The sequence below is a fragment of the Candidatus Binatia bacterium genome, assembly GCA_036504975.1.
GTDB lineage: Bacteria > Desulfobacterota > Binatia > UBA9968 > UBA9968 > JAJPJQ01.
Map to the genome: position 1 here is coordinate 32404 of DASXUF010000080.1, position 13777 is coordinate 46180.

Annotated in this window: 12 protein-coding genes; 7 read left to right on the plus strand and 5 right to left on the minus strand. The window is 59.3% G+C overall.

Going from position 1 to position 13777, the window contains the following annotated elements:
- Positions 1-43: 43 nt before the first annotated feature.
- The 7 genes from VGL70_10510 (at position 44) to VGL70_10540 (ending at position 11622) form a co-directional block, all read left to right on the plus strand.
- Positions 44-1600, plus strand: coding sequence for a hypothetical protein (locus VGL70_10510; protein HEY3303951.1), 1557 nt, complete (start codon positions 44-46; stop codon positions 1598-1600).
- A gap of 70 nt (positions 1601-1670) precedes the next feature.
- Entirely contained in the window at positions 1671-4616 is a 2946-nt protein-coding gene (locus VGL70_10515) for a hypothetical protein (GenBank protein ID HEY3303952.1), read from the plus strand.
- 105 nt (positions 4617-4721) lie between these two features.
- Positions 4722-5420, plus strand: a complete 699-nt coding sequence (locus tag VGL70_10520) for an ABC transporter ATP-binding protein (GenBank protein HEY3303953.1) — start codon at positions 4722-4724, stop codon at positions 5418-5420.
- Between the two features lie 131 nt (positions 5421-5551).
- Positions 5552-7258 (plus strand): hypothetical protein, encoded by a 1707-nt coding sequence (locus VGL70_10525; protein HEY3303954.1) that lies wholly within the window; start codon positions 5552-5554, stop codon positions 7256-7258.
- Positions 7259-7345: 87 nt separating this feature from the next.
- Entirely contained in the window at positions 7346-9055 is a 1710-nt protein-coding gene (locus tag VGL70_10530; protein ID HEY3303955.1) for a hypothetical protein, read from the plus strand.
- A gap of 177 nt (positions 9056-9232) precedes the next feature.
- A complete protein-coding gene (locus VGL70_10535) occupies positions 9233-10840 on the plus strand; it encodes an AAA family ATPase (protein HEY3303956.1) in 1608 nt (535 codons plus the stop codon).
- Entirely contained in the window at positions 10837-11622 is a 786-nt protein-coding gene (locus VGL70_10540; protein ID HEY3303957.1) for a HAMP domain-containing protein, read from the plus strand. Before VGL70_10535 ends, VGL70_10540 begins: the two co-directional genes overlap by 4 nt.
- A gap of 94 nt (positions 11623-11716) precedes the next feature.
- Here the strand turns inward: VGL70_10540 and VGL70_10545 are convergent, their stop codons facing one another.
- The 5 genes from VGL70_10545 to VGL70_10565 form a co-directional block, all read right to left on the minus strand.
- Positions 11717-12028 carry a hypothetical protein gene (locus VGL70_10545; GenBank protein ID HEY3303958.1) on the minus strand — a complete coding sequence of 104 codons (312 nt, stop codon included), beginning with the start codon at positions 12026-12028 and terminating at the stop codon, positions 11717-11719.
- Between the two features lie 244 nt (positions 12029-12272).
- Entirely contained in the window at positions 12273-12569 is a 297-nt protein-coding gene (locus tag VGL70_10550) for a hypothetical protein (GenBank protein HEY3303959.1), read from the minus strand.
- A 210-nt stretch (positions 12570-12779) separates the two neighbouring features.
- Positions 12780-13067: a hypothetical protein gene (locus tag VGL70_10555; protein ID HEY3303960.1), complete on the minus strand. Its 288-nt coding sequence runs from the start codon at positions 13065-13067 to the stop codon at positions 12780-12782.
- Positions 13045-13383 (minus strand): BrnT family toxin, encoded by a 339-nt coding sequence (locus VGL70_10560; protein ID HEY3303961.1) that lies wholly within the window; start codon positions 13381-13383, stop codon positions 13045-13047. The genes VGL70_10555 and VGL70_10560 overlap by 23 nt, the downstream gene beginning before the upstream one ends.
- A gap of 129 nt (positions 13384-13512) precedes the next feature.
- Positions 13513-13755 carry a hypothetical protein gene (locus VGL70_10565; protein HEY3303962.1) on the minus strand — a complete coding sequence of 81 codons (243 nt, stop codon included), beginning with the start codon at positions 13753-13755 and terminating at the stop codon, positions 13513-13515.
- Between the last annotated feature and the right edge of the window lie 22 nt (positions 13756-13777).

Consider the following 13777-nt stretch of genomic DNA (forward strand, 5'->3'; position numbering starts at 1 on the left):
TTTCCCTTCTTATGTAAAGCCGCCCAAGTCAATCGAGGACGTCATGCCGTTCGCGCGCGCGGCGGTGCGGCAGACCGGTGGGAGAACGCCGCTGGGGTTGGTGGAAAAAGGGATGACGGCGGCGCTCGTAACCGAGCCCACGGCGGACGACATGATTTTACAGGCACTCAAGCGCGCCTATGAGGAACGCGGCGTCAAGCTATTGGTCGTGCCGGAGCATGAAATCGCGGGAGTAAGCCGCGAAGACGCCATCAAGGCGGCTCAAGCGACGCGCTGGTTCACGTCGGAGCAAGGCTTCATGGAAGCGCATCGGTGGATCGTCGACCGCTTTCCCGATCCCGAGCCGGCGAAAAAATGGCTGCGCGAAAGAAGGCCGGACCTTTACAAGGCGATGTTCGAAAAAGGCGACGCGGTGCCGGAGTCGCTGAAAGAGATCAACCGGAAGTTGAGCCAGCAAAGCATCGGCGACGGTCTTGCCAAGTATTTCGACAGCCACCCTGTAAACGCGATCTTCTGGCGCCGCGGCGGCCGCCCCGGAACGCAGAAGGCGCTCAAGCAGCACGGCGACAAGTTTTTCGGCAACTTCATCTTCGACAACCACTGGGAGCTGATGAACAAGGCCGCCACGTTTCCGGGCGACGTGTGGAAGCTGGCGGAGGAGAGGACCGTCGAGCCGCTCGCCTGGGTGGACCGCGCCGAAGTGACCGACCCCGAAGGGACCAATTTTTCCTTCGACGTGAGCGAAGAGCACGCGGGCATGTGGGGCGAAGGCGCCTATTTGCAGGGGCACCTCTTCATGTTCCCCTCCCAGGCGACCGGCGGCTTCATGTACTCGAAGGTGGATTACCCGGCGCTGCAAAAAAAATGGCTCAAACCGATTCTCATCAAAGTAAACGGCGTCTTTGCGGGTACCAACAATCACACGGGCTCGTTCCCGCGGATCGAAGTCTACCTGAAGGACGGCCGCGTCCGCGAGGTCAAGGGCGGGGGTACCTACGGCGATGTTTGGCGCGAGTTCCTCAAGTACCCGAAGATCAACGAGGCTCAGTACCCTTACTTTCCCGAGCCGGGCTACTGGTGGCTCCATGAGGCGGGTCTGGGCACCAATCCAAAGTTCTTCAAACGGCCCGACGAAAACCGGGTAGGCAATAATCAGTCGGAGCGCAACAACGGCGGCGTCATTCACTGGGGCTTCGGCCTGCGTCTTTATCACGGGCCCGAGGGGCCGACGGATTCCAAAGAATGGGCCGAGTTTACCAGAAAGAACGCGCTGCCGGACGATCATTGGTGGCACATTCACAACCTGCTCGTTACCTACCGTGTGCGCGTGCGCGGAACGAAAAACACCTGGCTCACGGTAATCGACAAGGGAGAGCTCACGGCCTACAGGAGTCCGGAAATTCGCGCGCTTGCGTCGCGTTACGGCGATCCGAGGGAGGTTTTAAGCGACGACTGGGCGCCGCACCTTCCGGGCATCAATGCGCCCGGACGCTACGACGACTACGCGCGGGACCCATGGAAGACGTTCAGCGATGTCATGAACAAGATCGACGCGGGGACGTACGAATACTTTTACCCCGCGGTGAAGCAAAAAAAGTAAAGTAAAAAGGTTTTTATACTGGATTTCAACTCCGATCCAATCGAAAATCCAAAACCTGAATCCAAAATATATGAGCACCCGAGTACGACTCGCCAAGATCCTCGGCCGGCGCGCCGCCGTCGCCTTCGGCGTCGTCACGCTGCTCAGCGCCGGGCTGCTCGCGTCGATCAACCTCGCCTCGCGCCATGCCTTGAAGCTCTACATCGAAGATCAGCTCTCGCGCCTATCCTGGGACGTAGCGCTCTATCAGACGACGGAATTTTCTCTGGCGCGCGAGGTCTCGCCCAAGCTTCGCGCCGTCGCCGGCGTCGAGCGGGTGGAGAGTCTGAGCTTTCTCCGCACCAAGCCGCCGCCGGAAGCCCTGCTGCAAGTGGACCGCAAGCCGCTGGCGGCGCCGTGGATCTCCGTTCTTTCGGCGACCGACGTTTCTTTGCTGCCGCCGGGCGCGCGGCCCGATAAATCAAACGCCGGCGGGGCGTTTCTCGCTCTGGTCGGGCCGGAACAACAGATGGGCCGAGCCTTCCTCGCGCTCCAGGGCGCCAAGGCCTTCAGTGTGCGCGTCACTCCGCGCGGGCAGAAAATCGAGCGCGCGCTTTTCGACACCCCGCTTAAGGGCGTGGTTCGCCTCGAGCGCTCGGAGGTCAACCGCTACTTCATGGACGAGATCGGCACGATCTCTTTCGTGCCGTATATCGGCGTTATCCTCGTCATACCGCACGACTTCGAGATCCTTCGGCGCTTCGACGCGCTCTCGCGCGGCGCGCTGAACGATGACGGTGACATTCACGTGACCGCCGGCGAGTATCTGCCCGAGGTGATCCACCTGGCGCGCATCGACAGGAAGCGTCTGATCTCGGGATGGGACATTCCGGGATCGCTCGGCAATCTGGAAAAACTCCAGGCGGAGATCGAAGATCAGGTCAAATCTTTGAGCCCCACGATCTTCGTCGACAACGCGATCCTGGTTTTGCTCGGCCGCATGGCGGAGATTTCGCGCCTGCTGACTTTCGCGACCTTGCTCATCGCCATTCCGCTGCTCGCCATCGCCTGGATGCTGGCGTCGAATCTTTCTGCGCTTCTGATTTTGAACGAGCGGAGGACGCTCGGACTGATGCGGCTCCGCGGCGTGCCGGGCGCGCTGCTCGGGCAGAGTCTTTTGTTATCCATCGGCGCGGGCGGCCTGATCGGCGGGGTTATCGGGATCGCTCTCGGCACCTTGCTCCCCCTTTTCCTTTATGAAGGCGGATGGCTTTCGTGGAACGTTTTGTCCCGCGTTCAAAGTCCATTGCAAATGCTTTTCTTTCTCGTCGTCGGTCTTTTGCTCGCCCTCTGGATCAGCCGCCGATTGGTGCGCTACGCGACGACGATATCGCCGCTGGAGGCGTCGCGGCGCGTCGCGACATCCGAAGTCGCCCAGGCCGGAGCTCGCTTCGGCGTTCTTCAGCTTCTCGCGCTCGTCATCGGGCTATACAAGGTCGGAAGCTGGATCGCCGCTTTCAACCTGGCGGAGCATCTTCCGCTCGCTGAAGATTCGAGCGCGCCGTGGACCTTCTTCGTCAAATTCGCCGTGCTGCTGGATCGCGCGCTCGATTTTGTCGCGCTGCCGCTGCTGGTTTACGGCATCGTGGCTCTGTTGCTGTGGCGGCAAAAAGTCATCGGCGTGTTGCTTCATGCCGTAACCCTTCTGCTCGGCGGGCCGCTCAGCCGGCTGTCTCTCCGGCACATGTCCTTCAAACCGCACCGCATCGCGAGCTTCCTCCTGATCGTCGCCCTGATGGCGAGCGTCAGCCTTTATCCCAGCATCGGCGCGAAATCGTTCGAGGACAAGGCGCTACGCGGCGCCACGGTGCAGATGGGAAGCGAGCTCAACCTCACGGTCAGCCCCGGGGATCTCGTTTCGGCGGCAGAGCTCGAGCAGGGGCTCGGCGGCCAGGTGCAGGCGTTGAAAGGCGAATTGCAACAAAGGCTTCAGAACCTGCGCGACCCGAACGTTCTTTCGGTCGATATCATCTTCGAAGCCCTGCTGCCGGGGTTTTTCTTTCCCGGCTACGGCTTGAGCGGCGTGCCGCTTTATCTCATCGGCGACCCCGAGCGCTATCTCAAGAGCGTTTTTTTCGAGGAGAAGTTGGGCGTCGGCGGAAATTTCAGCGCGATCGTCCGCGAGCTCAAGGCGGAAAAAGTGGCGGCGTCGCCGCCGGTGGCGGAGTTTTGGAATCTCGCGTCCGGAGAGCCGGTCCTGCTCGGCGCGGACCTGGATAAAAAGCCGGTCTTGGCTCCCGGCGGCGGCGTGATCGGCTTCCTTCCCGGCATGCCCCCGAGAAGCATCGCCGACCGGCAGAGCTTCGTCTCGGCGCGCATCGACTATCTCAATTATCTCTCCAGCACGGACGCCTACCTCATCGCGGCGACGGACAATCCTAAAATCGCCAATCTCAAAGTCTTGATCCCGCGGGTCCTGCTGCTCGTGCGGCTCAAGCCGGCAAGCGACGTCCAAGGCGCGGTGAAGAGCGTCGCCGAGGCGCTCAAGACGCGGCCGCTGGAAGTGCGCGAGCTCGCTCGCGAGCTCAAAAAAGTCGGCGGCGACATGTTCATCTTTCTCGCGCTGGAGAACATGCGCATCTATCTCATCGGCGGCATGCTGCTCGCGCTGATCGCGATCGCGGCGATCGCCCTGACCAATTATCTCGAAGACCGGCGGACTCTCGGCCTCCTGCGCGTGCGCGGCGTGTCGCCGGCGCTGCTGTTCAAATTTTTCGCAGCGATGGTGCTCGCTCCGGCCGTGGGCGGTCTCGCGATCGGCGTCGCGGTCGCAGCCGCCGCGGGCTTCGGTCTGACGAACCTGATATGGAACCTGCGCGAGCTTAAATCCGTCGTCCACTTGCTGCCGACGCGGCTGGTGGTTTCCGGGCTCACGATCTGGACCGGTCTGGCGCTCTTTGCCGTCATCGGCGGCATCGCGCTGCTGTTCAGTCTCTGGGTTTTCCGCCGGTCGGCGCGCGAAAGGTTAATGGAGTAATGGAGTGTTAGAGTAATGGAGTAATGCAAAAGAGGTCAGGAAGATTTTCCTTCCCGGAACTCCAACACTCCAATACTCCAGCACTCCAATTTACGGAGGTATCTAATGGGAGGCGACGGGTATTTTGTTAATTTCGGCGTGAGCGTCAATATTTCCGGGCTAACCAAGAGCTATCAGACTTCGGCCGAGGAAGTTAAGGCGCTCAAGGGAGTCGATTGGGTGATTGAGCCGGGGCAGGCCGTCGCTCTGATGGGGCCGTCGGGGTGCGGCAAGACCACGCTGCTCAATATCCTCGGCGGCGTCGATCATCCCTCGGGCGGCAAAATCGTCGTCGGCGATCAGGCGCTCGGCTCATTGACGGAGCGCGAGTTGGAGCGTTATCGTCTGCTCAAGGTCGGATTCGTTTTTCAGTTCTTCAATTTGATCCCGACCCTCACCGCGTTCGAGAATCTGGAGCTTCCCATGCTGATCTCCGGCGCGGTGGCGGCGGAGAGAACGAAGCGGTGCGAAGGGCTGCTGCAAATGGTCGGCCTCGTGGGGAAGATGCACAAGCGGCCGGAGGAGCTCTCCGGCGGCGAGCAGCAGCGCGTCGCGGTCGCGCTCGCTCTCGCCAACGATCCGTCGCTGATCCTGGCCGACGAGCCGACGGGCAATCTCGATACCGAAAACACCGCGGCGATCGCCGCCCTGTTCGCCTCTCTGGCCGAGAACCACGGCAAGACGGTCATCATGGCGAGCCACGATCCGAAAGCGGTGGAGCAGTTCAAAAAAATCTACAACATGCGCGACGGAAAATTTGTCTAAAAAAGGTTGCAGGGTTTAAGGGTTTCAGGGTTGAAGGGTTAAACGATTTCGAAGTCGATTAAATCGAAAATCGAAAACCTGTCCTGAGCGGAGTCGAAGGATCCAAAATCTAAAATGGCGGGGGAGGTTCTATGCAGTGCTGGATGGTAGGGATGGTCTTGCTGGTCTCGGTAGGCTTCGGCGCGGCAGGTTTCGCGGCCGAGGCGGGGAAGTATCCGCCGCCGCGTTTTCCCTCTTATCTCAAGCCGCCGAAAAATATCGAAGACGTCATGCCGTTCGCGCGCGCGGCGGTGCGCCAGGTCGGCGGCCGGACGCCGCTCGGCCTGGTCGAGAAGGGCACGGTGCTGATCGTCGCCGATTCGACGGCGGAGGAGATGGCGCTGCGGGCGATCCGGCGCGCCTACGAGGAGCGCGGCGTGAAAGTTCAGATCGTGCCGGAGTACGAGCTGGTCGGGGTCAAAAAGGAAGACGCGCAGAAAGCCAAGGAGACGCTCCGCGACTACACTTCGGAGAAGGGCTACATGGAAGCCGCGCGCTGGATTCAAAGCCGCTTCGCCGATCCCGAAGTGCCGAAGAAGTGGCTGCGCGAGCGGCGGCCCGATCTTTACAAGGCCATGTTCGAGGCCGAGGGCCAGGCTGCCGCGCAGTTGAAGGCGACCGCCGCGAAGCTCACGCGCAACGGCTTGTCCCAAGGTTTGATCAAGTATCTCGACCAGCATCCCGAGGTCAACGCCGTCTTCTTCCAGCGCGGCGGGCGCACGTCGACCAGCCGCGTCATGCAGCACCACAGCCCGAAATTTTTCGGCAACTTTATTTTCGATAACCGTTGGGAGCTGATGAACAAAGCCGCGACCTATCCCGGCGACGTGTGGCGGCTCGTCGAGGAGCGGCTCATCGAGCCGCTCGCCTGGGTCGATCAGATCCACGTGACCGACCCCGAGGGAACGGATTTCACCTTCGAAGTGAACGACAAGCAGGCGGAAGCCTGGGCCAAGGGAGCTTACCAGCAGGGCCATCTCTACATGTTTCCCCATCAGGCCACGGGCCGGTTTCCTTACTCGACGATCGACTATCCGGCCTTCACCAAGACCTACAACCCGCGCTTTCTGCTCAAAGTCAGCGGCGTATTCGCCGGCACCAGCAACCATACCGGGTCGTATCCTCGCATTGAAGTTCGTCTCAAAGACGGCTATGTGGTCGATGTCAAAGGCGGCGGTATTTACGGCGAGGTGTGGCGCGAGTTTTTGAAGTATCCGAAGATCAACGAGTTGACTTATCCTTTTCACGATCAGCCCGGCTACTGGTGGATCTATGAGGCCGGACTCGGAACGAATCCCAAATTTTTCAAACGCCCCGACGAAAACATGGAGGGCGAGAATACCTCCGAGCGCAACAACGCCGGCGTCATCCACTGGGGATTCGGCCTGCGCCTCCACCACGGCCCGGACAAGCCCCTGGAATCGAAAGAGTGGATGGATTTCGCCAAGGAGAACAATCTGCCGAACGATCACTGGTGGCACATCCATAATCTACTCCCCACGTATCGCGTGCGCGTCCGGGGAACGAAAAACACGTGGCTCAATCTCATCGAAAAAGGCGAGCTGACGGCGCTCAAGAGCCCGGAGATTCGCGCCCTCGCGTCGCGCTACGGCAACCCGAACGAAGTCCTGGGCGACGACTGGTCTCCTTATATACCCGGCATCAACGCGCCGGGCCGGTACGAGGATTACGCCAAAGATCCGTGGAAGACGCATCTCATGGTGATGAAGAAGATCGAAGCGGGGAATTATGAGTACTTTTATCCGCCAATCAAGAAGGCAGTAGGCGATAGAAGGTAGGCAACACAATTTTAGATTTTCGATTGCCGATTTTCGATTGAATCTAAAATCCAAAATCTAAAATCGAAAATGGTGGGGAGGGCTGCCATGAATCGCTGGCTCACGGTAATAATTCTGCCGGTCTCGCTCGCATTGTCAGCGGCAGTCTTCGGAGCGGAGCAGGGGAAGTACCCGTCGCCGCGTTTTCCCTCCTATCTCAAGGCGCCCAAGTCCGTCGAAGACGTGATGCCGTTCGCGCGGGCGGTGGCGCGCCAGACGAGCGGGCTCCAAGGCGCGGGCCTTGGAAGCCTCAAGAGTGGCGAGATCGTCGCGCTCATCACCGAGGCTTCATCCGAGGATATGGTTGTCGAGGCGATCAAGCGCGCCGCCGAAGAGCGCGGCGTCAAAGTTCAAGCGCTGCCGAGCTACGAGCTTGCCGGCGTGAGCCGCGCGGACGCGCTCGAGCTGCGCAAGGCGCGCCAGCAGTTCACAGCGGAGCAAGGTTACATGGAAGCGCGGCGCTGGATCGAGGAGATGTTTCCCGACCCGGAGGTGCCGAAGAAGTGGCTGAAGGAGCGCCGTCCAGACCTCTACGACGCGCTCTATCCTCCGGCCCGCGCTCAACTGTCGGAGAAGCTCAGAGAGGTTCAGAAAAAACTCGAACGGGAAAACGTCGCCAAGGGGATCAAAGAATATCTGGAGAAAAATCCGGCGGTGAAAGGAGTCTTCTGGGGCACGGGCGGAACGACGACGCTCAGGCGGTTCATGCGGCCGCACGAAGACAAATTTCTCGGCGTCAACGTTTTCGACAATCGCTGGACGATGATGAGCAAGATATCCGCCTTTCCGGGAGACGTCTGGAGGCTCGTCGAAGAGAGGGCCATCGAGCCGATCGGCTGGACCGACCGCCTTGAGATCACCGATCCCGAAGGGACCAACCTCACAACGGACCTCACCGAAGAGATGGCGACCCGCTGGGCGCGCGGCGTCTACCAGCAGGGCCATCTCTATATGTTTCCCAATCAGGCGACGGGTCGCTTCCCGTACTCGGTCGTGGAATATCCCGCGTTTCAGAAAAAGTGGAACGCCCGCTCTCCCACGCCGCGGCCGAACGGCGTGATCGCCGGCACGGCCAATCACGCGGGCCACTACCCGCGCGCCGAAGTCCATCTAAAGGACGGTTACATCCACGAAGTGAAAGGCGGCGGCGTGTACGGCGATCTCTGGAGAGAGTTCCTCAAATATCCCAAGATCAACGAGGTCACGTATCCGTATCACGACCGGCCCGGCTACTGGCTTCTCTACGAAGCCGCGCTGGGAACCAATCCCAAGTATTTCAAGCGGCCGGACGAGAACCTGCGAGGCGACAACGTCACGGAGCGAAACCGCAGCGGCGTGCTGCACTATGGCCACGGCATCCGGGTCCATCACAGCCCCGACTCTCCCGAATGGGCCAAGGAGTGGGTCGAGTTCACCACCAAGAACAATCTGCCGAACGATCACTGGTTCCACGTTCACAACTATTTTTCCATCTACCGCCTGCGCGTTCGCGGGACGAAAAACACCTGGGTGACGGTTGTTGGCAACGGCCGCGTGACCTCGCTCGACAGCCCGGAGGTCAGGGCGCTCACGTCTCGTTACGGCGATCCGAAAGAGCTGCTCGGTGAGGACTGGGTGCCGCAGATTCCAGGGGTCAACGCGCCCGGTCGCTATGAAGACTATGCAAAGGATCCATGGAAAACCGTGGCGGGGGTCTTCAAGAAGATCGAGGACGGCACCTACGAGTACTTCCATCCGGCGGAGAAACAAAGAAAGTAAGAAGTTAAAAGGCAGAAAAGCGCCGGGTATTGCGTCGCATCGAAGCTTATGGGATGCCCTACAGGCCGCTAGGAGTGTGTTGACACGATTTGCCCGGTCGGGTAGTGTCGAAGTTCTGTCAGCGACGGGGAGATCCTCCCATACCGCCGTCTCTTTGCCGCCGATTTAACGTTCCATATGATTCCGCTTTATGGCGAATATTTCGGCTTGACGAGCCAGCCCTTCTCCGTTAGCCCCGATCCCAAATTTCTCTATCCCAGTCCAAGCCACAGAGAGGGGCTGGCGCAACTCACCTACGGCATCACGGCGCGCAGGGGGTTTGTCGTATTGACGGGAGAAGTGGGCACCGGCAAGACCACGTTGATCCATTCTCTTCTCCAACAGCTCCACGACGGCCACACGCACTTCGCGTTTGTCTTTACGCTCGTCACCAGTTTAAAGGACTTGCTGCGCTCCGTGTGCGAAGATTTTGGCCTCGTACCTCTCAGCGACGGGCAAAAGGATCTGCACGACTATCTTGCCCAGCTGAATCAGTTTCTTCTGGAATCGTATCGCAAGGGCGACAACGTCGCGCTGGTGATCGACGAGGCGCAGAATCTTTCCCCCGAGGTGCTCGAAGGCGTGCGGCTTCTTTCCAACTTCGAGACTTCCGAAGACAAGGTGTTGCAGATCCTTCTGGTGGGACAGCCCGAGCTGTCGGCGCGTCTCAACCGGCCCGAGTTGCGCCAGCTCAAGCAGCGCATCGCCTTGCGGTATCATTTAAACCCGCTGAACTTGGGCGAAGTCAAGGAGTATATCGCCAAACGGCTTGAGATCGCGGGCGGGCGCGCCTCGATATTCCCGGCTAAGACGGTGGAGGCCGTGAATGCTTATTCGGGCGGCGTCCCTCGTCTCATCAATATTCTTTGCGACAACGGCATGCTGACCGCTTACGCGTTGGGCAAGCGGAGCGTCGAGGTCGGTATGATCGAAGAGACCGCGCGAGACCTGAACCTCGCCATTTTGCCTGGCAGGAGCGCGGCTGCCGATGCCGAGATAATTCCAATCAAGCTCTGGGAGGCATCGCCTCCCACGCCGGCCGAGAGAAGTTCCAATGTTACCGACGTCGTCGAAGTGAAAGTGCAGGCTGACGCGGCTAGGGAGCCGCCCTCTACGAAGTCCGAGCCCGTTTTCAAACCGGAGATAGAGCCGATCCCTGCTCCTAAACCGGAGGTACCACCGGCCGCCTCGGCTCCCGAACCGCCCGCCGCCGATGTAGAGCCATCCTTTATAGTGCTCGAGCCCGTTTTCAAACCGGAGATAGAGCCGGTCCCGGCTCCCAAACCGGAGGCACCACCGGCCGCCTATGATGTAGAGCCCTCTATGAAGCCTGAGCCGGTTTTCAAACCGGCGGAAGCACACGCACAGCCAACCTTGGTGAGGCCAGCCCCCGCTCCTAAACAGCCCATCGCCGAAGAGCTGAAAAGAGCGGTTAGCGGGCATCCTGTTCCGCCGCCGAATTCCGCCGCGCGGGCAGGCGAATCCAAAATGGAGACGGTGCCGCCCAGATCTCTTTCCTTCATGATTTCCGCGCTCACGGAAGCGATGGGGCCCATGGCGCCGTTGGTCGTGCGCGAGCAGATCGATGCTATGGGCGAATCGCTGCAGGCGTTTCCGAAGCAAAAGCTCCGACGGCTCGTCGAGGTCACGAGCCGCGAGATTCTCAGCGAAACGTTGAGGGACGATTTTGTGAGTCTCATGTCGGAAGAGATCCGCACGATGCATCCAGGCAAGGAGGAGCGATGAACCAGGAATGGCCCTCTTCTCAAGGCCAAAAGCCCGCGGGAGCGCCAAGAGCGGCGCCGCGGCGGCTGGGGCTCAAGTGGAAGATCATCAGCGGCCTGCTCGGCGGAGTTCTGTTGTTCGGCATTCTCGTTCTTCTGGTCGTGAATCATCAGATGAGCCGGGTGTTGAGAAATCAGTTGGATCTGCGGGCTCTGGACATCGCGACCAACTTGAGCGATAGCGCCGCCGCGCACGTGCTCAAAGGCAATGCCTTGGAGTTGTCTGCGTTGGTTTCGAAATATTCGCTGCTTCCGGGCGTCGCGTACACTCTGGTCAGGGATGGAAAAGGGAAAGTGATCGCCCACAGCCTGGGAACTCTGCCGCAGGAGCTGCGCGAATCTTCCACGCCGCTTAGCCAGCGACAGGCGAGCCAACGCGAGCTCCCCTTCCGGGGACGGAGAGTCTACGAAACTACCGCTCCCATCCTCGAAGGACGAATAGGGAACGTGTCCGTGGGCATTTGGACCCACACCGTCGAAGACGAGATCCGGCGCACCATTCTTCCCCTCGTCGGCGTCATTTTAATCGCCCTGGCGGCGAGCCTATTATTCGCTGTTCTAGTCACGCAGGGGATTACTGGCCGCGTTCTGCGGCTTAAAGAGCTCGCGGATAAGGTCAGCCTGGGCGATCTCGAAACCCCCGTGGGCATCGAGTCGAACGACGAGATCGGAGACCTGGCGCATGCTCTCGAGCGGATGCGCGCGAGCTTAAAGGCGGCGATGGCGCGTCTCAGCCGAACATGAAGAAGGCGAGAGGCATGAGGCGAGAGGCGCGAGTAAGAAATGAGAGAAAAACGTTCTTAACTCATGCCTGTCGCTTCGCGCCTCACGCCTGGCTTCAGGTTTTGAAATCCGGGTAACCGACCTTGGCGGCTTTTTCTTTGTAATCCTTCACCAGATCTTCTCTAGGTACTTCAGGCACCCATGCCGCTTCGGTGAAGCTCCAGAGCGTAAACGGATGCGCGCCGAGCGCGTAAAGTTTCCCGTAATCGCGGTTGCGAAGCGCCTCGCGCTCTTCGTCGGTAAGTTTTAGCTTCTCGCCGTTCTGCCACTTTTCCACGTAGGCGCCCGGATTGCTCTTGTACTCTTTCTCCGCCGCTTCGCTCATGTTGACGTGATGGATGAATTTGTTCATCAGATATTTGCTCATGGGGACCCTCTAGCACCTAATTGTTGTCCGTCTTGTGTCAGGCGCTTGATTCGAGTAAAAGAGCGGCGCCACAATGAGATCGGCGCTCCTGATTCCAGGATATATGGTCCTCTCGGACTTGTCCTGACGCCCTGGGACAAGGATCTCTAACCCAGTTTTTGGACCCGTGGTCACCGCTCGACTCCTATCTTCCTTCACCGACCGCTGCGGAGTCAAGGGCCTTCAATTGGCGAGCAGTAGATTGTCAGCCGCCGTCGTCGTAAGAGTTCATCACACGCTGCAGACGATCGTGCAGGCCGTCGAGTTCCTTCTGGAGCTTCTTGCTCTTCGAGTGATTCGCTTCGGCTGCAATGTAGCCCAGCAGATCGTCGAGATCATCCAGCGTGAACTTACCTACGAGGCCGCCGCCCGACCCGGGCTTCGGCTTCAGGCGCTCGACATATTCGGGGTCCGCAAACGTGTGATCCCGCACGAGCTCGGCGTCTCTGGCGCTAAAAGAGACCTCTATCGTTTCCTCGTAGGCAATTCGCTTTCGCTGCATCACCAACAATGCGCTGCGGTTCGGCAATGATTCACAAGCTGAACTTTGCCGTCAGCAGGAGTTCTCAGTAGTCGTAAATCGATGCGTGGGAAGGAAAGACTCCCGACTCGTTTTCTACGACCTAATGTTTCCCGCCTTGATGCCCATCCTGCTGCGCCGGCTTCGGCCCATAGCCGCGCTGTTTCACTTTTTACAAGTCTCAACGAATGGCTAGGCCGCTGGCTTTCCAGCAGTTCGCTTGTGTCGATTGTTCGGTGCCTTCCGCACGCGCCGCGTGTGGCCGGCAGCAGCTTCGGCTGCGTCTGCCAACAAACGCAGCGCTCGGTTTACTGAGTTTGTATCTGGGAATATGTTTGTCAGGTCTGGTTCGATCAGGACAAGATTGGTCCCGGCAAGTGCCTGTTCGTAATACTTGCCGCGGACTCCACCCTTGAGTTTTGAGAGGTCATATTCCGGCCGCAACTCATCAACTTGCTTATTGGTAAAGGCCTTCTTCATACTGCTTGCGCTCCTTTCGAGTCGCCTTTCGTGCATTGATGATTCGGGTACGAATTCCTCGCTTACAGTGTGACACAAACACAACGCGATTTTTCGTGGTCAATCCGATGGTGATTTCCCGATCCTCTTCGTCGGAGTGGTCAGGATCGGGAAAGGTTATGGCCAAAGGATCTAAGAACACGGTTGCCCCTTCTTCAAAAGAGACGCCGTGCTTGCGTCGATTCGCTTTTGCCTTTGCCGGATCCCACTCATAGATCACGGTGTCAAGATAGCACGGCCGAATCGAGAAGCCGAACGGAAGCCCGGGAGTCTCCACCCGGCGCCGTGGCCGGCCAGTGGCTGTTGCTTTAACGGTGAGAAAAAAAAGTTGCCAAGAAAAAGGTTCCTGACGCTTTTTACCGATCCCAGTAGCAGGATCAGTGCGCCGCGATTACTGCCCAGACCATTACGTGTCCTCCGGTTCCTTCACAGCCTCCGTACTCTCGCGTTTCACCTGCTTGGCGATACGCTTCTGTTCTTTCTTCGCATTCTGCTGCGAGATGAGTTCCTCAAGGGAAAGCACTTTTGCGGGGCGTGGCACTCCGAAGCGCTTGAGGTAGATCTCTTCGATGAACTGAGGGAGCGGCAGCTTCCACGGTTCTTGGCGATGGTTGGCCAGCCCTCCAAACTTCTTCGGGTTGAGTCCCAACTCTCTCGCCATCTGTATGTGA

What these genes read in the sequence shown, in the direction of transcription:
- VGL70_10510 (HEY3303951.1), top strand. Translation starts at nt 44, where the DNA reads ATGCCGTTCGCGCGCGCGGCGGTGCGGCAGACCGGTGGGAGAACGCCG.
- VGL70_10515 (HEY3303952.1), top strand. Translation starts at nt 1,671, where the DNA reads ATGAGCACCCGAGTACGACTCGCCAAGATCCTCGGCCGGCGCGCCGCC.
- VGL70_10520 (HEY3303953.1), top strand. Translation starts at nt 4,722, where the DNA reads ATGGGAGGCGACGGGTATTTTGTTAATTTCGGCGTGAGCGTCAATATT.
- VGL70_10525 (HEY3303954.1), top strand. Translation starts at nt 5,552, where the DNA reads ATGCAGTGCTGGATGGTAGGGATGGTCTTGCTGGTCTCGGTAGGCTTC.
- VGL70_10530 (HEY3303955.1), top strand. Translation starts at nt 7,346, where the DNA reads ATGAATCGCTGGCTCACGGTAATAATTCTGCCGGTCTCGCTCGCATTG.
- VGL70_10535 (HEY3303956.1), top strand. Translation starts at nt 9,233, where the DNA reads ATGATTCCGCTTTATGGCGAATATTTCGGCTTGACGAGCCAGCCCTTC.
- VGL70_10540 (HEY3303957.1), top strand. Translation starts at nt 10,837, where the DNA reads ATGAACCAGGAATGGCCCTCTTCTCAAGGCCAAAAGCCCGCGGGAGCG.
- VGL70_10545 (HEY3303958.1), bottom strand. Translation starts at nt 12,028, where the DNA reads ATGAGCAAATATCTGATGAACAAATTCATCCATCACGTCAACATGAGC.
- VGL70_10550 (HEY3303959.1), bottom strand. Translation starts at nt 12,569, where the DNA reads ATGCAGCGAAAGCGAATTGCCTACGAGGAAACGATAGAGGTCTCTTTT.
- VGL70_10555 (HEY3303960.1), bottom strand. Translation starts at nt 13,067, where the DNA reads ATGAAGAAGGCCTTTACCAATAAGCAAGTTGATGAGTTGCGGCCGGAA.